The organism is Corynebacterium sp. p3-SID1194, from assembly GCF_025144155.1.
GTDB lineage: Bacteria > Actinomycetota > Actinomycetes > Mycobacteriales > Mycobacteriaceae > Corynebacterium.
Genome location: NZ_JALXWY010000014.1, coordinates 26,484 through 48,634, shown reverse-complemented (window position 1 = coordinate 48,634; position 22,151 = coordinate 26,484). Strand labels below are relative to the sequence as shown.

Below are 22,151 nucleotides of genomic sequence, written 5' to 3'. Positions count from 1 at the left end.
GGTCGAGGCTCGCCGGGAATCGGCATCGCATAGTGCAGACAGCATAGGGGACACCAAGGCCAGCGAAGACAGATTGCTGGAAACAGACGAAACCGCCCCGTGCCCAGGAAGACTGGGGCGGGGCGGTTTAGGCGTCGTAAAGCGAAAGCTGCTTAGTGCTTGGCCTCGTACTTGACGGGCTCCGGCAGGCCGCGGTCTTCGCGGACGCGGCGAGAGATGCGCTCGAGGGCGATGAGGGACTCGATGACCATCTCCGGGGTGACCGGGAACGGCATGTTGTGGATGGTCTCGTGCTCGGCGGTAGCGGCCTTGGCCACGGCCTCGAGCTCGTCGGCGTCATCCGGGGTGAGGCCGATCTCGGTCAGGGTATTGGGCAGGCCGACCTTGGTGGTGAACTCGATGAAGTCCTCGATCTCCTGGGCGTCGGCACCCTCCATGATCAGTTGGGCGCAGGTGCCGACGTTGACCTTCTGGCCGTGGGACAGGCCGTGGGTCTGCTCGGCGGCGGTGAGACCGTCGTGGATGGCGTGGGCTGCGGCGAGGCCGCCGGACTCGAAGCCGAGGCCGGACAGGAGGGTGTTGGCCTCGACGACAGCTTCGAGCGCGGGGGTGACCACGCCGGAGCGGACGGCATCGAGAGCAGCGAGGCCGTGCTCCCACAGGATCTCCCAGCTCAACTTCGCCAGGGCAGCGCCGGCGCGGGTCGGGTGGCCGCCATTCATCGTGGTGCCGTTGCCCTTGGCTGCGGCGCGTGCCTCAACCCAGGTGGCCAGGGCGTCGCCGATACCGGCAACGAGGAACTGCTCCGGTGCACCAGCGACGAGCTGGGTGTCGATGAGCACGACGTCCGGGTTCTTCGGGAAGAAGCGGTACTCGTCGAACGCGCCGTCCTCGGTGTAGATCACGGCGAGCGTCGAGGTCGGGGCGTCGGAGGACGCGGCGGTGGGAACGCTGGCCCACACGATGTCAGCGTCGAAGCCGGCGGCCTTCGCGGCGTCGATCGCCGAACCGCCGCCGATACCGACGATGATGTCGTGGCCCTCGGCCTTGATCTTTTCCACCAGGCCATCGATGGCCTTCGCGGTCGCGAACTTCTCGAAGCCTACGCGGTTGACGGGAAGACCTGCGGATTCGAAGCCTTCAGTAAGTTGCTTTTCGACGATCCCCCACACCGTGTCATCCGACACCAGCAGCGGGTTCTCGCCGAGTTTCTTCAGGTGCTCGCCGAGGTCGGCGATTGCACCCTTGCCTTGGATGTAGCGGGACGGGGAAGAGAAAATGTCGTGTTGTGCCATAGCCCCAACGGTACGCCGATCTCGTGACATGCGTTTTTGCCCGGCGAAGCGTCGGCGGGCGAGCCAGACTAATCGGGGGCTGCCGCGTCGGAGTTGGAGCCAGAATCCTCTGTGGTTCGGGTGCCGGGGCCGGGCAGGGTGATGATGTCGAATTCGTCCTTGGCCAAGTGCGAGCGTAGATCCACCTTGTCGAATTTGCCCACCGACGTCTTGTCGATCGAGCTGACAAAAGTCCAGTACTCGGGAGCCATCCAGGTGGGCAGCTCGCCAGCGAGGTCCTTGCGGAGCTTCTTGGCCACGTCGATCGTCGGGGTGACGTCGGCGTGGAGGACGGTGATGGCTAGGGGGCGCTCGCCCCATGTCTTATCGGGGTAGCCGATGACGGCGCACTCGACGACCTCGTCGGACTCCATGATGAGGTTCTCCAGCTGGGCGGAGTAGATCCACTCGCCGCCGGAGCGGATGACGTCGCGGGAGCGGTCGTAGAGAGTCATGAATCCGTCAGAGGTCACGGTGCCCACGTCGCCGGTGCGCAACCAGCCTGACTCGGTGAAGGAGTCGTCGGATGTGGGGACGGGCTCGCCGCGGAACGTCGATACGCGCTTTGCTGCTTCCGGATTCGACGGCCAGTAATACGACGCGATGACATTATTTCCGCGGACGTGGATCTCGCCGTCGTTACGGTCGGTGCGGGAGACGATGCCGCCGTCGTTGACCACGCGGTATTCCAGCCACGGGGCGAAGCGACCCTGCGAGATGCGGTAGGCCCAGCGGCGCTCGCCGGAAGCACCCGATGGGGGACGAGCAACTGTGCCCACCGTGGAGGTCTCGGTCATGCCCCAGACGTGGATGATGTCCACGCCGTAGCGTTCCTCCCACACCTTGATCAGTGCAGGCGGGGCAGGGGAGCCGCCAACGTAGATCTCCGTCAAGGACATGCGCTCCGGCGGGTTGTGCAGGTAGTGCACCATGAGCTGAATCCACAAGGTGGGCACGCCGTGCGCCACGCGTGGGTGCGTGCCAGCGATCAGCTTCGCCAGCGTCGGCGCCGACATATCCGAATCAGGCAGCACCAGGGGAGTGCCCGCCAAAAACGCGGAGAACGGCACGTTCCAGCTGAGCACGTGGTAGATCGGGATGCAGCACAAGAACGACTCACCGTGGGTGATCGCCAGCGAATCCGTGGCACGCAGGCTCATCGCGGTCAACCAGATAGACCGGTGCGAGTACGCGATTCCCTTCGGCGGGCCGCTCGTCGCGGTGGAATAGCAGATCGCCGCGGCCGTGTTTTCGGGGAGTTCGGGCCAGGGGTAGAGGGTAGACGCGCCGTCGAGAAGCGATTCGTACGAGTAAACCTCGACCCTGTCCGGGACCGCGGCGCGCTCGGCGCTCAAATCTGTCAGCCCCGTGAAACACACGGCACGCACCGTCGGGCATTCCTCCACAATGCGGCCCACCTTCGGCGCGAGGCGCGGATCCGCGACGAGCACCTCGATCTCCGCGTGGTTGACGATGTACGCGATCTGGTCCTCCATCAACTGCAGGTTCAGCGGCACGAACACCGACCCCTTCGCCGACGCGGCGAACATTACCTCGAGGTGCTCCGCGCAGTTGTACATCAACGAGCCCACCCGCTGGTCCCCGTCGATGCCCAGGTGGTCCTCCAACGCATGCGCGAACGCCGCCGCGCGCGCACCGACCGCCGCGAACGTGGTCTCCTCCGCCTCGCCGTTGCGCCACGTGGTCACCTTCGTGGTCCCGTGCACCGACGCCCCGTATTCGAGAATGCGCCCGATGGAAAACGGCACTTCCTGCATGGTGGAAAGCATGCAGCTCACTCTACCGTGGCCCCCTTTAGCGCGGGTTGGTGAACCGCATTTTGCGCGCGTCCGCTACACTGTCGAACAAGATCGCGAGCTGAGGCGCTTTTCGCCTCCAGATTCCGCCCATGCCCTTAGCTTTTCCGCATGCAGCGCGTCTCCGATCTAGCGTGCACCACCTCCGCCCCTTATATATTGCGGGCTTTGATCGCCTGTCGGCCGAGAGTGGGGACAACCGCGTGAAAACACAGCGTCGCACGAATATGACGAAAGGACATCCGTGACCGATACGGGTAACGCCGCGAGCCAGGACCTCGCATCGCTGAAGCTTCCGGAGCTGCGCAAGATCGCCGCCGAAAAAGGCCTGCGCGGCACGTCCGCCCTGCGCAAGGGCGAGCTGATCCAAGCCATCACCACGGGCACCGTCCCGCAGCGCGCACGTCAGCGCGCCAGCGAGCAAGCCGCCGCAGACAACGCCGGCGCTGCTGAAGCTCCGAAGAAAGACGACAAAAAGGCCGAGAAGAGCGACGACAATAAGGGCGACGAGCAGCGCTACGAATCCCGCTCCGCCGCTCGCCGCGCGCGCCGCAACCGCGCCAAGCACGAGCAGAAGCTTGACGACGGCTCTGCTAACCGGGACTCCCGCGAATCTCACGACTCCCGCGACGACCGTGGCGGCGATAGCCGGGGCGACCGGAACGACCGCGACAACCGCGATAACCGCGATAACCGTGACAACCGAGACAACCACGACGACCGTGGCGATCGGAACAACCGCGGAGACGGCAACAACAACCGCGGCGGCGGAAACAACCACGACGGCGGCGGTAACGGCGGTAACGGCGGAAATGGCGGCGGGGGCGGCCGTCGCGGACGCCGCAACCGCCGCAACCGCCGCAATCGCGACAACCACAACGGTGGTGGCGGCAACAACCAGAACCACAACAACGGCCAGGACCTGGACCCGGAGGAGCTGCAGGAGGTCGCGGGCATCGTCGACATTGTCGACAACAACGCGGCATTCGTGCGCACGACGGGGTACCGGGCGAACCAGGCGGACGTGTTCATCAACAACAACCTGGTGCGCCGCTGCGGCCTGCGCTCGGGCGATGCGGTGATCGGCCAGGTCCGTGCGAACGGCCAGGGGCACACGCACGGCAACGGCCGTAACCGCCACCGCTACAACCAGCTGGTGCGCGTGGACACGATCAACGGAATGACGGTGGACGAGGCGAAGCAGCGCGCGGAATTCCACAAGCTGACCCCGCTGTACCCGAATCAGCGTCTGCGTCTGGAAACCGAGCCGAATATCCTCACCACGCGTGTGATCGACCTGGTCATGCCGATCGGCAAGGGCCAGCGCGCGCTGATCGTCTCCCCGCCGAAGGCAGGTAAGACGACGATCCTGCAGAATATCGCCAACGCGATCGCGCACAACAACCCGGAGTGCTACCTCATGGTCGTGCTTGTCGACGAGCGCCCCGAGGAAGTCACCGACATGCAGCGCTCCGTCAAGGGAGAGGTGATCGCCTCCACCTTCGACCGCCCGCCGAGCGAGCACACCGCCGTGGCTGAGCTGGCGATCGAGCGCGCGAAGCGCCTGGTGGAGATGGGCCAGGACGTCGTGGTCCTGCTCGACTCCATCACCCGCCTGGGCCGCGCGTACAACAACTCGTCGCCGGCATCGGGCCGCATCCTGTCCGGCGGCGTCGATTCGAACGCGCTGTACCCGCCGAAGCGCTTCCTGGGTGCTGCCCGCAACATCGAGGAAGGCGGCTCGCTGACCATCATCGCCACCGCCATGGTGGAGACCGGTTCGGCAGGCGACACCGTCATCTTCGAGGAGTTCAAGGGCACCGGCAACGCCGAGCTCAAGCTGGACCGCAAGATCGCTGAGCGCCGCGTCTTCCCGGCCGTGGACGTCAACCCGTCCGGCACGCGCAAGGACGAGCTGCTCATGAGCCCGGAGGAGGCGCGCATCATGCACAAGCTGCGCCGTATCCTCTCCGCGCTCGATCCGCAGCAGTCCATTGACATGCTGATCAAGCAGCTGAAGAAGACGAAGAACAACGGCGAATTCCTCGTCGGCGTGGCACAATCCGCACCGATGGCCGCGGACCAGGAGACGGAGGAATACCAGTAATGGCAGAGAAATCGCAGGTTTCGCTTGTCGACGACTACGTCTCCGAGTACCAGGGCATCCAAGCCCAGATGAGCGACCCGGAAGTGGTCGGCGACCAGGATCTCTTCCGCAAGCTGTCCAAGCGCTACGCGCAGCTGCAGCCGATCATCAACGTCAACAACGATCTCAACCAGGCCCGCGAGGACCACGAGGCCGCCGCGGAGATGGCAGCCGAGGACAAGGAGTTCGCGGAGGAGGCCACGCGCCTTAAAGGCGAGATTGTCCGCCTCGAAGAGGAGCTCGCTGACCTGCTCGCACCGCGCGACGAGCACGACGCCGACGACGTGATCATGGAGATCAAGGCCGGTGCGGGCGGCGAAGAGGCCGCTCTGTTCGCCGGCGACCTCGCCCGCATGTACCAGAAGTACGCCGAGAAGGCGGGTCTGAGCTGGGATGTTCTCGACGTCGCAGAGTCCGACCTGGGCGGCGTGAAGGACATGACTGTCTCGGTGACCATGAAGAATCCGTCGCGTGACGGCGCGTGGTCGAAGTTGAAGTTCGAGGGCGGCGTCCACCGTGTGCAGCGCATCCCGGTGACGGAGTCGCAGGGCCGCATCCAGACGTCGGCAGCTGGTGTGTACGTCTTCCCGGAGACAGAGGAAGTCGGCGCGGTGGAAATCGACGAGAAGGATATCCGCGTCGACGTGTACCGTTCCTCCGGCAAGGGCGGCCAGGGCGTCAACACGACGGACTCGGCCGTGCGCATCACGCACCTGCCCACGGGCATCGTGGTCACGTGTCAGAAGGAGCGTTCCCAGATCCAGAACCGCGCGCGTGCGATGCAGGTTCTCCAGGCCCGTCTCGAGCAGGCCGAGCGCGAAAAGGCCGAGGCCGAGGCAGCGGAAGGCCGCGCTTCCCAGGTCCGCACCATGGACCGTTCGGAGCGCATCCGCACCTACAACTGGCCGGAGAACCGCATCTCGGACCACCGCATCGGTTTCAAGGCGAACAACCTCGACTCCGTGCTCGACGGCAACATGGACGATCTGATCACCGCGCTCCAGACCCACGAGCGCCAGGAGCGACTTGAAGCAGAGTAGCCTTCGCTCAGCGATCGATAACGCCACGCAATTGCTTATCGACGCCCACGTTGCCTCCCCCGACGTCGATGCCCGCCTCATCGCCGCCCACCTTCTCGGTGTGCCCGCAACTCAGCTGATTTTGGCCGAGCCGACGCCTGAATTCGAGGCGGACTACGCGGCCCTTATCGCCCGCCGCGTTGAGCGTGAGCCGCTGCAGCACATTCTCGGTACCGCCGCCTTTGGAGTGCACGATTTGAAGGTCGGCCCGGGCGTGTTCATCCCGCGCCCGGAGACCGAGGTGCTCGCCGAGTGGGCGGTGGGGCAGGCACCGACCGGCACCGTCGTCGACCTGGGCACCGGTTCCGGTGCGCTGGCGATTTATATCGCCGAGCGGGCGCGTCCCGAACTCGTTATCGGGGTGGAGAAATCTCCCGTCGCTGCTCAAGCTGCCCGCGACAACTCCGCCGCGCTTTCCAACGTGCGGATCATCGAGGGCGACATGACTGACCCGGACCTGCTGTCCGAGCTGACCGGCACCGTCGACCTCATCGTCGCCAATCCGCCGTACGTGCCGTTCGTGCCGGAAGAATCCGGTGAACTCGAACCGGAAGTCTACCGCGACCCACTGGATGCCGTCTTCTCCGGCGACGACGGCATGGACGCTATCCGCGGGCTCATTCCTGTCGCGGCGCGGCTGCTCGCCCCGGGCGGGAAACTCGGCATCGAGCACGACGACACGACAGCCGCGCTCACCCGCGAACTGGTCGAAGCAGACGGTTCTTTTGAAAATATCCGCAACATGCCCGACCTCACGGGGCGCGACCGTTTCGTCACGGCGAGTAAGCTACGGACAAACTGACCTCTTTCATCTCTTAAGGAGCACCACTTCAATGCCCAGCAGAATCTACGACTGCCTTGACCCCCAGGGGCGCAAGGACGGCATTGACGCCGCCGTAAAGGCAGTTCGCGCGGGGCAGTGCGTGGTGTTGCCGACTGACACGGTCTACGGGATCGGGGTGGACGCGTTCAATCCGGATGCCGTCGCAAAGCTCCTTGCTACAAAGCGTCGCGGCCCTGATATGCCCGTGCCTGTTCTCGTGGGGTCGTGGACCACGATTCAGGGGCTGGTGCGCGAGTTCACGGATACTGCGAAGACGCTGGTCGAGGCGTTTTGGCCCGGCGGGCTTTCCCTCGTTGTGCCCGAGGCGCCGTCGCTGCCGTGGAATCTTGGCGACACCCGCGGCACCGTCCTGTTGCGCATGCCCCTGCAGCCCGTTGCGATCGAGCTGCTCCGCGAAGTCGGTCCGATGGCTGTGTCGAGCGCCAATATCTCGGGGCAGGCCCCGCCGGTGTCCGCTGCTGGCGCACGCGACCAATTCGGTGAGGCCGTGCAGACCTACCTCGACGGAGGCACCGCGCAGGTGGGGGAGCCGTCGACCATCCTGGATATCTCCGGTCCCGCCCCGGTGATTCTCCGCGAGGGCGCCGTGAGCCCGGAACGCATTGGTGAGGTCCTGAACCTTGACCCGGAGCAACTGAGGCGGAAAGACCGGTGACCGGATCAGGCGTCCCTCTACGAGAGCTGGGGCTGGTCATCCTCGTCGCTGCGGTGCTCAGCTTCCTAGCTACGGGTCCTATTCGCTCCCTCCTCGTTCGGACCGGCCGGATCGCCGAGATCCGCGAGCGAGACGTGCACACCCAGCCCACCCCGAGCCTCGGCGGCGTGGCCATGTTCACCGGTTTCTTGTCCGCTGTGTACCTGGCGATGCAATTGCCGGCGCTCACCCGCGGGTTCGCTCCCGTGACCCCCGAGATGACGGCCGTGGTCGTGGGAGCCTTCCTCATCGTGGTCGTCGGAATTATCGACGACCTCTACGAGCTCGGCGCCCTCTCCAAATTCTTCGGCCAAGTCGTCGCCGCAGTGACCATGTCGGTGATGGGGCTGTCTTTCAATGTCTTCTATCTGCCGTTCGGCGGCGGAACGACATTGATTCTCGACCCGGCGCAGGGCGTTATTGTGTCCTCGCTGATCATCGTGATGCTCATCAACGCCTTCAACTTCGTCGACGGCATCGACGGACTGGCAGCCGGACTCGGCATGATCGCCGGCGCCGCCATCCTCGTGTTCTCGCTGACCGTGCTTCACGATCAAGGCGGCGCTGTCTCCGCCTATCCGCCCGCCATCATCTGCGCTGCGCTCGTGGGCATGTGCGCCGGCTTTTTGCCGCACAACTACGAACCCGCGCGGATCTTCATGGGGGACTCAGGCGCCATGCTCATCGGGTTGCTGCTCGCCGCCGCATCGATCTCCGCGTCCGGCAAAATCAACATGTCGCTCTACGGGACCGCCGACTTCGTCGCCCTCATCAGCCCGTTTATCGTGGTGGTCGCCGCTGTCGCGCTGCCTGTCATCGACCTCATCATGGCCGTTATCCGCCGCGTGTCCCAGGGCAAGAGCCCGTTTGCCGCCGACCGTCAGCACATTCACCACCGCCTCCTCGCGCTCGGCCACACCCACCGCCGTACCGTTCTTGTGCTGTACATGTGGGTGTCCGCGATCGCGTTCGGGGCAGTGAGCTTCTCCGTCATTCCGTCGCGCTATGCCGCCGCGCTGCTCATCACCGCGATCCTGTTCGCTGCCGCCGCTACCGCCGTGCCCGCGATGAAAGGAAAGATCGGACCCGCGCGGTAGCATGAGCATCTGTGAATACAGAAGCTAAAGACGTCCCCGAGTACGAAGACCCCCAAGCTCCGCTCAAGCGTGCACTGAAGTTGGGCACTGGTGCTTTGATCGTCCTCACCCTCGTCTCTCTCGCGGCCTGGGGCGCCGCACGTGACCTGCCCGGCATCTGGGGAGTGCTCCTCGGTGCAGCCGTCGGCGGCGGCTTCGTCCTCCTGACCGTCATCTCCGTCCTCGCGACCGCGAACACCACGCCGTCTATGACCATGGCTGTCGTCCTTGGAAGCTGGCTAGTCAAGCTTTTAGTCCTGATCGGCCTGATGATGTGGCTGCGCACGATGGACTTCTACGACACCGCCGCATTCGGGGTGACCACCATCGCAGCTCTCGTTTTCGTCCTTGCTTCTGAAGTCTGGGGAATCATGACGACTCGGTCTATGTACGTCGGGTAGCTGTGACTCAGCTAACAGCATCCTGAATGGTGCCCACACCTGCTCATACGCCCAGCCTGAATAAAGCCCCGCAACAACCTCCCCCCAACGTGCCCGATTCGCCCCATCTGCTGATAGGCTAATCGCGGGTTAGAAGAGGAGAGCTACGCCTTAATGGGGTAATCACCTCTAAAAGTCCCCTGCACCGCGGTAGCTGATGTGCGACGGAATCCGCCGCGGAAAGCAGAAATGAAGACGTCCATCGCACCGCACTTCCAAAGAGTGCGGCCCGAGAACGGGAGAGAACGCTGAGCGTTACAACTTTGGCCATGAGGGGCAGCTTCCACGCACCCGAATTGGACCCAGAATTTTTCCCGGGGCAATACTACGGCCACATCATCGGGGAAGACTTCCTCGGTGGTTGGTTCGCGCTGGATCGCATCATGATCGTCCGCCTGTTCATGGCGGCCGTCCTGATCATCCTTTTCCTGCTGGCCTTCCGGAAACCCCAGCTGGTTCCCAAAGGTCTGCAGAACTTCGGTGAGCTCGCAGTGGACTTCGTCCGTCTGCACATCGCCGAAGACATCTTGGGCAAGAAAGAAGGCCGCCGATTCCTTCCGGTAATCGCGACCATCTTCTTCACGGTCCTCTTCATGAACGTTGCCACGATCATTCCGGGGTTGAACATCTCGCCGAGCTCGCGAATCGGTCTACCGATTGTGCTCGCGCTGGTGGGATACTTCACCATGATCTACGCGGGCGCATCGCGCTACGGATTTGGCAAATACGTGAAGCACTCGCTCGTGATCCCCAACTTGCCACCCGTGCTCCACCTCCTGGTGGTGCCGATCGAGTTCTTCTCGACATTCATTCTGCGTCCGGTCACCCTGGCTCTTCGTCTCATGGCGAACTTCCTGGCCGGCCACATCATTCTCGTCATGCTGTACTCCGCCACGAACTTCTTCTTCTGGCAGCTCAACGGCTGGACGGCAATGGGTGGCCTCACACTGGTCGCAGCGGTCCTGTTCACCCTGTTCGAGTTGATTGTCATCTTCCTGCAGGCGTACATCTTCGCCCTTCTGGTCGCGGTGTACATCGAACTGGCGCTGCACGCAGATTCGCACTAGTCAGGCGCGAACTGACACACGGTCAACTGAATAACCCCACTCACAACGTCAAAGCCCGGGCCGCAGACGGCACGGGCACCAAGAAAGGGAACGACTTTCCATGAACGACATCATCCTCGCGCAGGCAGCAGACGCCACCAAGTACACCGGTCTCGGCGCCATCGGCTACGGCATCGCCACCATCGGCCCGGGCCTGGGCATCGGCATTCTCGTCGGCAAGACCGTCGAGGGCATGGCACGTCAGCCGGAGATGGCTGGCCAGCTGCGCACCACGATGTTCCTGGGTATCGCCTTCGTCGAGGCGCTCGCCCTGATCGGCTTCGTCGCCGGCTTCCTGTTCTAAAAGAACACGCACATTAACTCGTAAACCTTTTAGTACAGGAGCAACCAATGACGAACGTCATCTACCTACTTGCGGCCGAGGGGGCCGAGGACTTTCCGCTCGAGGGCGGAAACTCCATCCTCCTGCCCAAGAACTACGACCTCGTCTGGTCCCTCGTTGTCTTCCTCATCGTCTTCCTTCTCTTCTGGAAGTTCGTGCTTCCGAAGTTCCAGGAAGTCCTCGCCGAGCGCGAAGACAAGATCAAGGGCGGCATTGAGCGCGCCGAGTCCGCTCAGGCACAGGCCAAGGCTGCTCTGGAGAAGAACAACGCACAGCTCGCTGAGGCACGCGCCGAAGCCGCCGAAATCCGCGAAGCAGCCCGCCAGAAGGGCAAGGAGATCGAGGCAGAAGCCCGCGCCAACGCAGAGGCAGAGTCCCGCCGCATCGTCGAAAACGGCGAGAAGCAGCTCCAGGCCTCTCGCGAGCAGGTCATCGCTGAACTTCGCAACGACCTGGGCCAGAACTCCATCACGTTGGCAGAGGAACTGCTTGGTGAGGAACTGTCGGACAACACCCGACGCTCCAACACCATCGATTCCTTCCTGAGCCAGCTGGATACCGTCTCCGCCCGCTCGGCGACGCGGAAGTGAGGTAGTCCATGAAAGCAGCTAGCCGCGAAGCACAGACTCGGGTTGCCGAGAAACTGGACGCATTTCTGCGCAACGCTGGCGACACCGTCTCCACCGCAGCGCAGGTGGGCACCGAACTGTTCCTCGTTGTGGACCAGCTCGAAAACCACCGCCCCCTGCGTGTCGCAGTGGCAGACACCTCCCTGAAGCCGGAGCAGCGCTCGGGCATGATCAGCGACGTCTTCAACGGCAAGGTGGGGGATGCCACCCTGACCGTTTTGAAGGAGGCTGCTGAACAAGACTGGTCGACCCCGCGCGAGTTCCGCGAGGGACTCGTGCACCTGGGTCGCCGGGCGCTCCTCCGCGGTGCCGAGAACGAGGGCAAGCTCGAGCACGTTGAAAACGAGCTCTTCGCACTGTCCCGTCTTCTCGAGCGCGAGGGCGAGCTGACCCAGCTGCTGTCCGACCGCCGCGCAACCGCAGACCAGAAGCGCCAGCTTCTGGCGAGCGTCCTGTACGGCAAGGTGACCATGTACACCGAGGCGCTTGCGCTGCAGGTGATTGGTCGCCCCGAGCACAACCCGGTTGACGACATCGCCGCAGTTTCCCGCGAGTCCGCCGAGTTGACGGGCAAGACGGTTGCGGAGGTCGCATCCGCGACAGAGCTGACTGATGCGCAGCGTGACGCACTGGCAGACAAGCTAGGCAAGATTTACGGCCGCGAGATGGCCATCCACTCCGAGGTTGACCCCAGCCTCCTCGGCGGTGTGACCATCCGCGTTGGCGACGAGCTTATCGACGGCTCCACGCGCGGCAAACTGCAGCGCCTGCGTGCCGACATGGCAGCCAACACGGCTTACTAATGACGAAAAATGCTGGAACAATCTACCGAGAGCAGGAAGAACATGGCGGAGCTGACGATCTCCTCCGATGAGATCCGTAGCGCGATAGCGAACTACACCTCGAGCTACTCCGCGGAGGCCTCCCGTGAGGAGGTCGGCGTGGTGACGTCGGCTGCAGATGGCATTGCCCAGGTTTCCGGGCTGCCGGGCTGCATGACCAACGAGCTGCTTGAGTTCCCGAACGGCGTCATCGGCGTCGCACAGAACCTCGACACCGACACGATCGGTGTTGTGGTGCTGGGTAATTTCGAGACCCTCACTGAGGGCGACAAAGTTGTACGGACCGGCGAGGTCCTGTCCATCCCGGTCGGAGAGGAATTCCTCGGCCGCGTAATCAACCCCCTGGGCCAGCCGATCGACGGTCTTGGCCCGATCGAGGCCGAAGAAGAGCGTGTGCTCGAGCTTCAGGCCGCGAGTGTGCTCGACCGTCAGCCGGTCGAGGAGCCGATGCAGACGGGCATCAAGGCGATTGACGCCATGACCCCGATCGGCCGTGGCCAGCGTCAGCTGATCATCGGCGACCGCAAGACCGGTAAGACCGCGGTCTGCATCGACACCATCCTCAACCAGAAGGCCTACTGGGAGACCGGCGACAAGACGAAGCAGGTCCGCTGCATCTACGTCGCCATCGGCCAGAAGGGCTCGACCATCGCAGGTGTGCGCCGCACCCTCGAGGAGAATGGCGCTCTGGAGTACACCACGATCGTGGCTGCTCCGGCGTCCGATTCCGCGGGCTTCAAGTGGCTGGCTCCGTTCGCCGGCGCTGCGCTGGGTCAGCACTGGATGTACCAGGGCAACCACGTCCTGGTCATCTACGATGATCTGACCAAGCAGGCTGAGGCGTACCGTGCGATCTCGCTGCTGCTTCGTCGCCCGCCGGGCCGCGAGGCATACCCGGGTGACGTGTTCTACCTGCACTCCCGTCTGCTCGAGCGCGCAGCCAAGCTTAACGACGAGCTCGGTGCCGGCTCCCTGACCGCTCTCCCGATCATCGAGACGAAGGCGAACGACGTGGGCGCCTTCATTCCGACGAACGTCATCTCGATTACCGACGGTCAGTGCTTCCTCCAGTCCGACCTGTTCAACCAGGGTGTCCGCCCGGCTATCGACGTGGGTATTTCCGTGTCCCGTGTCGGTGGCGCAGCGCAGACCAAGGGCATGAAGAAGGTCGCCGGTAACCTGCGTCTGGACCTGGCCGCATACCGCGACCTCGAGTCCTTCGCAGCATTCGCGTCTGATCTCGACGACGCTTCCAAGCGTCAGCTCGAGCGCGGCCAGCGCCTCGTCGAGCTGCTGAAGCAGTCCGAGAACTCGCCGCAGCCGGTCGAGTACCAGATCATCTCGATCTACCTCGCCAACGAGGGCGCATTCGACTCCGTTCCCGTCGAAGATGTCCGCCGTTACGAGGCAGAGCTGCACGAGACGGTCCGTGCTGAGGCTCCGGAGGTCTACGAGCAGGTTGAAGGCGGCACCGCGCTGTCCGACGAGTCCAAGGAGACTCTCAAGTCGGTCAACGATCGTTTCGCCCGCACCTTCCAGCCGACCAATGAGGAGCACGTCGTCCGCGAGCCGGAGGCAAAGCCCCTCGACGAGGCGGATGTGTCGAAGCACCAGATCAACGTTTCTCGTAAGTCGCAGAAGCGCGACTAGTTCAGTCCAGAGCAAGCTAGACGAACTAGACGAGCGAATACGACTCACTACGACTTAAGAGAAAGGAGGAGCACACACCATGGCTACACTTCGCGAACTGCGTGACCGTATCAGGTCAGTCAATTCCACGAAGAAGATCACCAAGGCCCAGGAGCTGATCGCGACCTCGCGCATCACCAAAGCCCAGCAGCGCGTTGAGGCGGCACAGCCGTACGCCAACGAGATGCAGGACATGATGGAGCGCTTGGTCTCTGCGACCAACCTGGATCACCCGATGCTTCGTGAACGCGAAAACGGCAAGGTGGCGGCGATGCTCGTGGTCACGTCCGACCGCGGCATGGCCGGTGGCTACAACCACAACGTGCTCAAGAAGGCTGGCGAACTGGAGCGCATGCTCCGGGACAACGGCTATGACGTGGTCCGCTATATCACCGGCGGCAAGGGCGTCAGTCACTACGACTTTCGTGATCAGGAGATCGCGGGAGAGTGGACTGGCTGGTCCCAGGATCCGTCGTGGGAGTCCACCCATGATGTCCGCCAGCACATGATCCAGGGCTTCGAAGCCAGCTCCGAGGGTGAGGCGAAGTGGCGTAACGGCCTGCGCAGCACTGAGGGGCAGGCTGTCCGTGGCTTCGACCAGGTGCACGTTGTGTACACGAAGTTCGTGTCGATGCTGTCGCAAGAAGCTACTGTTCACCAGTTGCTTCCGATCGAGCCCGTCTTCCACGACGTTGAGTTCGATCAGGAAGATCTGTTGAGCACGTCCGGTAATGTGTTGCCGGACATGGATTTCGAGCCGGATGCAGAAACGCTCATGGAGCAGCTGCTTCCCGCGTACGTTTCCAGGTCGCTCTACTCGATCTTCCTGGAGGCGTCGGCAGCGGAGTCCGCATCTCGACGCACCGCGATGAAGAACGCGACCGACAACGCAACCGAACTTGCCGGCGAGCTTTCGCGTGAAGCGAACCAGCTCCGTCAGGCGAAGATTACCCAGGAAATCACCGAGATTATCGGCGGCGCTGGCGCGTTGTCCGGTAGCGGAGAAAGTGACTAGAACATGACTACAGCTCAATCTTTTGATGGGCGTAACGACGAGCCGACCGGGGCTGAGGACAACGTCGCAGCCTCCGGTGCCGTCGAGAACGCCGCTGATAATGCCACCCAGGCTCGTAGCGCTGAGAGCACGCAGAACCCGCAGGGCTCCGAGAACGGCCGCGTCGTGCGCGTCATCGGCGCCGTCGTCGACGTGGAGTTCCCGCGCGGCGAGCTGCCGGAGCTCTACAACGCTCTGCAGACCAACATCGAGCTCGAGGCAGTGGCTAAGACCATTACTCTCGAGGTCGCTCAGTTCCTGAGCGACGGCCTCGTCCGTACCATCGCCATGGCTCCGACCGACGGCCTCGTACGCGGCGCCAAGGTCGTCGACTCCGGCAACCCGATTTCGGTGCCGGTCGGCGACCAGGTCAAAGGCCACGTCTTCAACGCGCTGGGCGACTGCCTGGACGACCCGTCGGTCGGCCAGGACGGCGAGCGCTGGGGCATCCACCGTGAGCCCCCGGCATTCAAAGACCTCGAGGGCAAGACCGAGATTCTCGAGACCGGTATTAAGGTCATCGACCTCCTCACCCCGTACGTCAAGGGCGGCAAGATCGGCCTGTTCGGCGGCGCTGGTGTGGGCAAGACCGTTCTCATCCAGGAGATGATTACCCGTATTGCACGCGAGTTCTCCGGTACGTCGGTCTTCGCCGGTGTCGGCGAGCGTACGCGTGAGGGTACGGACCTCTTCCTCGAGATGGAGGACATGGGCGTCCTTCAAGACACCGCCCTTGTCTTCGGCCAGATGGACGAGCCGCCCGGGGTCCGTATGCGCGTGGCCCTGTCCGGCCTGACCATGGCGGAGTACTTCCGCGATGTTCAGAACCAGGACGTGCTGCTGTTCATCGACAACATCTTCCGTTTCACCCAGGCAGGTTCTGAGGTGTCCACGCTGCTCGGCCGTATGCCGTCTGCTGTGGGTTACCAGCCGACCCTGGCTGACGAGATGGGTGTTCTCCAGGAGCGCATTACCTCGACCAAGGGCCGTTCGATTACGTCTCTGCAGGCCGTTTACGTGCCGGCTGATGACTACACCGACCCGGCCCCGGCGACGACCTTCGCTCACCTGGATGCGACGACCGAGCTCTCCCGTTCCATCGCCTCGAAGGGTATTTACCCGGCTGTGGATCCGCTGACCTCGACCTCCCGCATCCTGGAGCCGGGCATCGTCGGCGAGCGCCACTACGCGGTCGCTCAGAAGGTGATCAACATCCTGCAGAAGAACAAGGAGCTGCAGGACATCATCGCCATCCTCGGTATGGACGAGCTGTCCGAGGAAGACAAGATCACCGTTATGCGCGCTCGTAAGATCCAGCGCTTCCTGGGCCAGAACTTCTTCGTCGCGAAAAAGTTCACCGGCGACGAGGGTTCCTACGTGCCGCTCGAGGAGACGATCGACGCGTTCGACCGTCTCGCGTCCGGCGAGTTCGACCACTACCCGGAGCAGGCCTTCAACAACCTCGGCGGTCTGGAAGACGTCGAGGCTGCGTACAAGAAGCTGCAAGAGAAGTAGGAGTAGCTCATGGCTGAAATCACCGCGCACCTCGTTTCGGTTGAGCGCATGTTGTGGTCTGGCGACGCGAAGGTTGTCACCGCCCAGACCTCCGAAGGTGAGATCGGCGTGCTGCCCGGCCACGAGCCGTTCTTGGGCCAGCTCAAGGAAAACGGTGTCGTGACCATCACCCCGGTCGACGGCGACAAGATCGTCGCGGCCGTCCAGGGTGGGTTCGTCTCGGTGACTGGCAATAAGGTCACCATTCTGGCGGACTACGCGATCTTCGCCGATGAGGTCGATGCCAACGGTGCGTTCGACGAGGAGGATCCGACGTCGAAGGCTCGTCACGACGCAGAGCAAGCAGCTTTGCGACGTAGCGGCAACGCCTAGTTCTCCCTTTCCGCCCGGACTGAGCCCACTGGCTTGGTCCGGGCGGTTTCTTTTCTCGGGGGGTACAACTTTCGACGGTTCAGAGATGATGGGTCTTGTCATTAAACTGGACCCTTATGAAGCTTCTCGGGTTCCTCTTCGGCGCAGTAGTAGTGGTGCTGCTTGCCGGCGCGTTGTGGAGGTTCCTGACGGTGAGGAATAACGGCACACCGGCGTTGCTGCGCAAGCTCCCAGCGACGGGAACGCATGGGTGGCGCCACGGTATTGCTGTATATACCGGCGAAACGATGCGCTTTTTCAAGCTGCGCTCGCTGTCTTTCTCGGCGGATATGGAGCTGAATCGTTCCATGCTGTCGATTGACGGCAATAGACAGGCCACTGAGACCGAACGGCATTTCATGCCCGGGGTCGAGGTGGTCGTTTTGTTTTCTTCGGCGCGCGACAAATTTGAGTTCGCGACGGACCGCCATGCGGGCATGGCGTTGGTGTCGTGGGTGGAGTCTGCCCCGGACAGGCGGCAGGTGCGCACGGACATGAATAGGCTTCACAATCGCGCGTTCAGGTCGAGCCTGGGCAATCTCTAGCCGAAGGGGGCCGTGGGATGCGCGGCGCGTCGTCGGCGCTAGGGTAGGGGACTATGCGTCTTGTTATCGCCCGTTGTTCGGTGGACTATGTCGGCCGCCTGGATGCGCACTTGCCTCTCGCGGACCGTCTGATCATGGTCAAGGCGGACGGCTCGTTGTCGGTGCATGCGGATGACCGAGCCTATAAGCCGTTGAACTGGATGACCCCTCCGTGCACGATCGTGGAAGAACCGATCGTGGACGTCGACGGGGACGAGACCGGTGCGCAGCTGTGGGTCGTGGAGAACCCGAAGGGTGAGCAGCTGCGCGTGACCGTCGAGGAGATCCATTCGGATGTCACCTACGACCTCGGAGTCGACCCGGGGTTGATCAAGGACGGCGTGGAATTCCATCTGCAGGAGCTCTTGGCGGAACACATCACGGTGCTAGGCGAGGGGTACACGCTCGTGCGCCGCGAATACCCGACGCCACTGGGCCCGGTAGACATCATGGCGAAAGACCCAAACGGCACGGCGATCGCAGTCGAGGTGAAACGTCGCGGCAATATCGACGGCGTGGAGCAGCTCACGCGTTACGTGGAAATGCTCAGCCGCGATTCACTGCTTGGCGACGTGAAAGGCGTATTCGCCGCCCAGGAGATCAAGCCGCAGGCAAAAACGCTCGCGGAGGACCGCGGAATCAGGTGTGTCACCCTCGATTACGACGAGCTGCGCGGCATTGAGAGCAACGAGTTGCGGTTGTTTTAGAGATGCCGCGGAGGAATCGTCGATACGCGCCGAAAACGCGTCCTTTACCGCGCGACGGCGGGTCGTATTACGGCACGCGCGAGGAGGTCGGCCCGCACGGGGACATCTATTTAGTCCGTCACATGGGGTCGGCCTCGGCGCAGAAGTACTACGTGTGTCCGCGGTGCAACCAGAACATTCCGCCTGGGGCGTCGCATATCGTGGCGTGGCCGCGGGACACCGGCGGCAGGGGCGACGATCGAAGGCACTGGCATAGGCACTGCTGGGAGCGTCGTTAAGCGAACAGCGTGTGCATCGCGCCGTGCGTGTTGGGCACGATGCGGCCTCGCGGCGAGCGCCAGGTGGGCGTGCCCGCGACGTTCACGATGCGCCCGCGTTTGTTGCGTCCCGGGTCGTCGTCGTTGACGCGGTTGTGGTAGCGGCACAGCGGCGCGAGGTTGGCGATGTTGGTCTCGCCGCCGTGCTTCCACGCGGTGATGTGGTGAATTTCGCACGCGTCTGCGCTGTGGCGGCAGTCGGGCACGGGGCACACGGGGCTCGTTGCGCGCGCGAGGACTCGCTGTTTCTCATTCGCTAATCGACGCCCGCGGTACAGGTTCACCGCCCCTTCCTCCGGGTGGAACGTGGCCGCCTCGAGGTGGTTTTCCGCTGTCGCGTAATGCTGGTTGAGGAATTCCGCGCCGGTTATAGACGTGCCGTCCGTGAGCTGCAGTATCGTCTCGTCGCCCCTGCCTTGGTGGATTTTCACCCAGTCGGGCAGCGGGATGAGCAGCAGCGGACGCGGAACGGCGTACGGGACTCCGTGCGCGCTTTCTTCCGGCGGACTACCTTCCGCGTGATAGCCACGCATGAGCCGCAGGAAATTCTCGAGCATCTGCGGTGCTACGGGCTTGGTTGTGTCCACACCGGTCATGAGCGCGTGTTCGAGGTCCGACATGTCACGATCGCTGGCGGTGACCGTCATGGTGCGGCAGCCTGCCTTGGAGCGGGTGAACGTGACCTGTTTGCGCGGGGGCTTCTCTGTGCCGGGGACGATCTTCCTGGCGAGGCGGGCGAGAGCCTTGTAGTTCCCAGTCGCGTCGAGAAGCATGAGGCGCAGCTTGGTGCGCGTGCGGTTCGACGCGACCTTCTTAATGCGCCGCTCGATGAGCACGAGCTGATCGAGCGAGAAACCCTTCCGCTGAGCTTTTTCGCGCGCGATGCGTTGTTTCTGGCGTGACGACGTTTTCCCGAAGTAGACCGCGTGCAGTCCTTCCCACTCTCTGACGCGGTTCGGGTCCATTCCCGCGTCGAGCGCTAATTGCTTATCGAAGTCCGCGAGGACGTCTATCGCCGCCCCCGACATTGTCTGGATCAGTGTTCTAAATAGGTTCATGCCTCGAACGCTAGCGTCCCGCCGGGGCCGAGTAAAGCGCCAAATGCGCACTATAATGCGCATTTTCATGGAACCTTTCACGCCGTTGTGGTGCCCGAGTGACACCTGCCGGGCCCTGCGCCCCACGTGTCTGGTGGGGTGCTGCCCAGGGGCTAGCGGAGGCGGTAGAACTGCGCGCTCATCGCCGGCAGGTGGAACGAGGCGGACTGCTCGAAGGAGTCCCAGGGGTGGGGGTCGGTGGAGACGGCGTCGCTCAGCGGTTGGCCCGCGCCGTTGTAGCGCGCGTCGTCGGTGTTGAGGATCAGCTCCCACTCGCCGGCGCGCGGCAGCCCCAGGCGGTAATCGGGGTGGGACGCGCCGGACAGGTTGATGACGGCGAGTACCGGCGTCCCGTCCGCACCCCAGCGGATGTAGGCGAGGATATTGTGCTGCGAATCGTCGCCCTTGATCCACTGGAAGCCCATCGGGGTGTTGTCCTGGCTGTACAGGGCGGGCGTGTCGCGGTACAGGTGGTTCAAATCGCGCACGAGGGTGCGGATGCCGTGGTGGTACTCGCTGTCCCAGCCCTCGAGGTCGTCCCAGTTAATGGAGCCGGCCTCAGCCCACTCGGTGGTCTGTCCGAATTCGCAGCCCATGAACATGAGCTGTTTGCCGGGGTGGGAGAACATGTACGCGTACAGGTTGCGCACGCCGGCGGCCTTGTTCCAGGCATCGCCGGGCATGCGCTCCCACAAAGAGCCCTTGCCATGGACGACTTCGTCGTGGCTGAACGGCAGGACGTAGCGCTCGGAGAAGGCGTACACGAGGGAGAACGTGATCTCGTGGTGGTGGTAGGAGCGGTGGATGGGGTCGAGGGCGAAGTATTCGAGGGTGTCGTTCATCCAGCCCATGTTCCACTTCAGGGAGAACCCGAGGCCGTCGGCGGAGGTCAGGGCTGTCACGCCCGGCCATGCGGTGGATTCCTCGGCGATGGTGAGCACGCCCGGGTGGGTGCGGTGCACGGTGCCGTTGACTTCCTGGAGGAATTGGACGGCGTCGAGGTTTTCGCGGCCGCCGAATTGGTTCGGGAGCCATTCGCCGGGGTTACGGGAGTAGTCGAGGTAGAGCATGGAGGCGACGGCGTCGACGCGGATGCCGTCCAGGTGGTACTCCTCGAACCAGTACAAGGCGTTAGCGACGAGGAAGTTGCGCACTTCGTTGCGGCCGAAGTCGAAGACGTAGGTGCCCCAGTCTTTTTGTTCGCCGCGGCGCCAGTCGGGGTGCTCGTAGAGGGCGGTGCCGTCGAAACGCGCCAGTGCCCATTCATCTTTAGGGAAGTGCGCGGGAACCCAGTCGACGATCACGCCGATGCCAGCGTTGTGGAGCGTATCGACGAGATACTTGAAGTCCTCCGGCGACCCCCACCGCGCGGTGGGAGCGTAGTAGCCGGAGACTTGGTAGCCCCAGGAGCCGCCGAAGGGGTGCTCGGCAACGGGGAGGAATTCGACGTGCGTGTAGCCATGCTCGACGAGGTAGGGGACGAGTTCGCGGGCGAGCTCGCGGTAGCCGTACCCGACGCGCCAAGAACCGATGTGCACCTCGTAGACGCTCATGGGGGCGTTCGTCGCGTCGGTGCCGGGGCGCGCGGCCATCCACTCGTGGTCGGTCCACGCATATTCGTCGGCAGCGGCGACCACGGAGACGGTTTCCGGGGGAGTCTTGGTTTGCTTCGCCAACGGATCCGCCTTGTCGACGGCCCGTCCATCCGCCCCCTGCACCGTGAACTTGTACTCGGTACCAGGTGTGATGCCGGGGATGAAGATCTCCCAGATACCCGTGGAACCGAGGGTGCGCATCGGGTACTGGTTCGGGTTCCAATTGCAGAACTCGCCAATGACGGCGACACCCTGCGCATTCGGCGCCCATACCGCGAACGACGTGCCTTTCACCTCGCCCATGGAGGTGTTGTAGGTGTGCTGGTTCGCGCCGAGGACCTCCCACAGGCGCTCGTGGCGGCCCTCACCGATGAGGTGGAGGTCGAAAGAGCTCAAGGTGGGGAGGAAGTGGTACGGGTCCGCGATGATGACGGGCGGGGCATCCGGGTAGGAGACCTGGAAGCGGTAGTCCGGTGCAAGGTCGTCGTCGAGAGGCAGGACCCAGATATCGTCGCCGATCGGGGTCATGGGCATGCCCTGGTTGTGAATCAGCGCCTCCACGTGCGTTGCGCCGAGCAGACGCGTGCGGATCACAGAGCCTGTCGACGTGGCGTGCCACCCATAGAAATCATGAGGCGCGTGGTGCTTGCACTCGAGGAGTCGGCGCCGGTCCTCATCCGGGATGTAGTGCGCCGGTTCCAGCTGTGCGGGGGTGTCGTCGTAGCCGGAGGTCATGGGGTTCCTTATAAATGGTCGGTCGATATCCGTTCGA

Annotated in this window: 21 protein-coding genes; 17 read left to right on the top strand and 4 right to left on the bottom strand. The window is 63.5% G+C overall.

The features are described 5' to 3' along the window. Nucleotides 1-152 precede the first annotated feature (152 nt). Both M3G19_RS09260 and M3G19_RS09255 read right to left on the bottom strand, forming a co-directional pair. The gene (locus tag M3G19_RS09260; RefSeq protein WP_259902315.1) at nucleotides 153-1,295 is read right to left on the bottom strand and encodes a glycerol dehydrogenase; all 1,143 of its coding nucleotides are present in this window, start codon (nucleotides 1,293-1,295) and stop codon (nucleotides 153-155) included. Nucleotides 1,296-1,363: 68 nt separating this feature from the next. Further along, nucleotides 1,364-3,124 carry a long-chain fatty-acid--CoA ligase gene (locus M3G19_RS09255; RefSeq protein ID WP_259902314.1) on the bottom strand — a complete coding sequence of 587 codons (1,761 nt, stop codon included), beginning with the start codon at nucleotides 3,122-3,124 and terminating at the stop codon, nucleotides 1,364-1,366. A gap of 271 nt (nucleotides 3,125-3,395) precedes the next feature. Here M3G19_RS09255 and rho point away from each other — a divergent pair, with 271 nt between their 5' ends. From rho to M3G19_RS09170, 17 genes are all read left to right on the top strand, one after another. Further along, complete coding sequence (gene rho / locus M3G19_RS09250) at nucleotides 3,396-5,258, top strand: transcription termination factor Rho (protein ID WP_259902313.1); 1,863 nt, start codon at nucleotides 3,396-3,398, stop codon at nucleotides 5,256-5,258. Continuing rightward, on the top strand, nucleotides 5,258-6,337 hold the full coding sequence (gene prfA, locus M3G19_RS09245; RefSeq protein ID WP_259902311.1) for a peptide chain release factor 1: 1,080 nt from the start codon (nucleotides 5,258-5,260) through the stop codon (nucleotides 6,335-6,337). The genes rho and prfA overlap by 1 nt, the downstream gene beginning before the upstream one ends. After that, complete coding sequence (prmC, locus tag M3G19_RS09240; protein WP_259902310.1) at nucleotides 6,324-7,178, top strand: peptide chain release factor N(5)-glutamine methyltransferase; 855 nt, start codon at nucleotides 6,324-6,326, stop codon at nucleotides 7,176-7,178. The genes prfA and prmC overlap by 14 nt, the downstream gene beginning before the upstream one ends. A 31-nt stretch (nucleotides 7,179-7,209) precedes the next feature. Further along, the gene (locus tag M3G19_RS09235; RefSeq protein ID WP_210574699.1) at nucleotides 7,210-7,875 is read left to right on the top strand and encodes an L-threonylcarbamoyladenylate synthase; all 666 of its coding nucleotides are present in this window, start codon (nucleotides 7,210-7,212) and stop codon (nucleotides 7,873-7,875) included. Then, nucleotides 7,872-9,011, top strand: a complete 1,140-nt coding sequence (locus tag M3G19_RS09230) for a glycosyltransferase family 4 protein (protein ID WP_259902307.1) — start codon at nucleotides 7,872-7,874, stop codon at nucleotides 9,009-9,011. The genes M3G19_RS09235 and M3G19_RS09230 overlap by 4 nt, the downstream gene beginning before the upstream one ends. 11 nt (nucleotides 9,012-9,022) lie before the next feature. After that, entirely contained in the window at nucleotides 9,023-9,451 is a 429-nt protein-coding gene (locus M3G19_RS09225; protein WP_259902306.1) for a hypothetical protein, read from the top strand. A gap of 308 nt (nucleotides 9,452-9,759) precedes the next feature. Continuing rightward, the gene (atpB, locus tag M3G19_RS09220; RefSeq protein ID WP_210574704.1) at nucleotides 9,760-10,557 is read left to right on the top strand and encodes a F0F1 ATP synthase subunit A; all 798 of its coding nucleotides are present in this window, start codon (nucleotides 9,760-9,762) and stop codon (nucleotides 10,555-10,557) included. A 100-nt stretch (nucleotides 10,558-10,657) separates the two neighbouring features. Next, entirely contained in the window at nucleotides 10,658-10,900 is a 243-nt protein-coding gene (locus M3G19_RS09215) for an ATP synthase F0 subunit C (protein WP_210574711.1), read from the top strand. A 47-nt stretch (nucleotides 10,901-10,947) separates the two neighbouring features. Then, nucleotides 10,948-11,529, top strand: coding sequence for a F0F1 ATP synthase subunit B (locus M3G19_RS09210; RefSeq protein WP_259902305.1), 582 nt, complete (start codon nucleotides 10,948-10,950; stop codon nucleotides 11,527-11,529). Nucleotides 11,530-11,537: 8 nt separating this feature from the next. Continuing rightward, complete coding sequence (locus M3G19_RS09205; RefSeq protein ID WP_210574715.1) at nucleotides 11,538-12,371, top strand: F0F1 ATP synthase subunit delta; 834 nt, start codon at nucleotides 11,538-11,540, stop codon at nucleotides 12,369-12,371. 9 nt (nucleotides 12,372-12,380) lie between these two features. Continuing rightward, a complete protein-coding gene (gene atpA / locus M3G19_RS09200; RefSeq protein ID WP_259902302.1) occupies nucleotides 12,381-14,060 on the top strand; it encodes a F0F1 ATP synthase subunit alpha in 1,680 nt (559 codons plus the stop codon). 79 nt (nucleotides 14,061-14,139) lie between these two features. Continuing rightward, nucleotides 14,140-15,114 carry a F0F1 ATP synthase subunit gamma gene (locus M3G19_RS09195; RefSeq protein WP_259902301.1) on the top strand — a complete coding sequence of 325 codons (975 nt, stop codon included), beginning with the start codon at nucleotides 14,140-14,142 and terminating at the stop codon, nucleotides 15,112-15,114. Between the two features lie 3 nt (nucleotides 15,115-15,117). Then, nucleotides 15,118-16,668 (top strand): F0F1 ATP synthase subunit beta, encoded by a 1,551-nt coding sequence (gene atpD / locus M3G19_RS09190; protein ID WP_259902300.1) that lies wholly within the window; start codon nucleotides 15,118-15,120, stop codon nucleotides 16,666-16,668. Nucleotides 16,669-16,677: 9 nt separating this feature from the next. Next, nucleotides 16,678-17,040, top strand: coding sequence for a F0F1 ATP synthase subunit epsilon (locus M3G19_RS09185; protein WP_259902299.1), 363 nt, complete (start codon nucleotides 16,678-16,680; stop codon nucleotides 17,038-17,040). Between the two features lie 116 nt (nucleotides 17,041-17,156). Beyond that, on the top strand, nucleotides 17,157-17,624 hold the full coding sequence (locus M3G19_RS09180; RefSeq protein WP_259902298.1) for a DUF2550 domain-containing protein: 468 nt from the start codon (nucleotides 17,157-17,159) through the stop codon (nucleotides 17,622-17,624). A 53-nt stretch (nucleotides 17,625-17,677) separates the two neighbouring features. Next, nucleotides 17,678-18,370: an endonuclease NucS gene (nucS, locus tag M3G19_RS09175; protein WP_259902297.1), complete on the top strand. Its 693-nt coding sequence runs from the start codon at nucleotides 17,678-17,680 to the stop codon at nucleotides 18,368-18,370. 2 nt (nucleotides 18,371-18,372) lie between these two features. Then, complete coding sequence (locus M3G19_RS09170) at nucleotides 18,373-18,648, top strand: hypothetical protein (RefSeq protein ID WP_259902296.1); 276 nt, start codon at nucleotides 18,373-18,375, stop codon at nucleotides 18,646-18,648. Here M3G19_RS09170 and M3G19_RS09165 read toward each other — a convergent pair. After that, complete coding sequence (locus M3G19_RS09165) at nucleotides 18,645-19,745, bottom strand: HNH endonuclease signature motif containing protein (protein ID WP_259902295.1); 1,101 nt, start codon at nucleotides 19,743-19,745, stop codon at nucleotides 18,645-18,647. The genes M3G19_RS09170 and M3G19_RS09165 overlap by 4 nt on opposite strands. A gap of 152 nt (nucleotides 19,746-19,897) precedes the next feature. Beyond that, nucleotides 19,898-22,114 (bottom strand): 1,4-alpha-glucan branching protein GlgB, encoded by a 2,217-nt coding sequence (gene glgB / locus M3G19_RS09160; RefSeq protein ID WP_259902294.1) that lies wholly within the window; start codon nucleotides 22,112-22,114, stop codon nucleotides 19,898-19,900. Nucleotides 22,115-22,151: the final 37 nt, after the last annotated feature.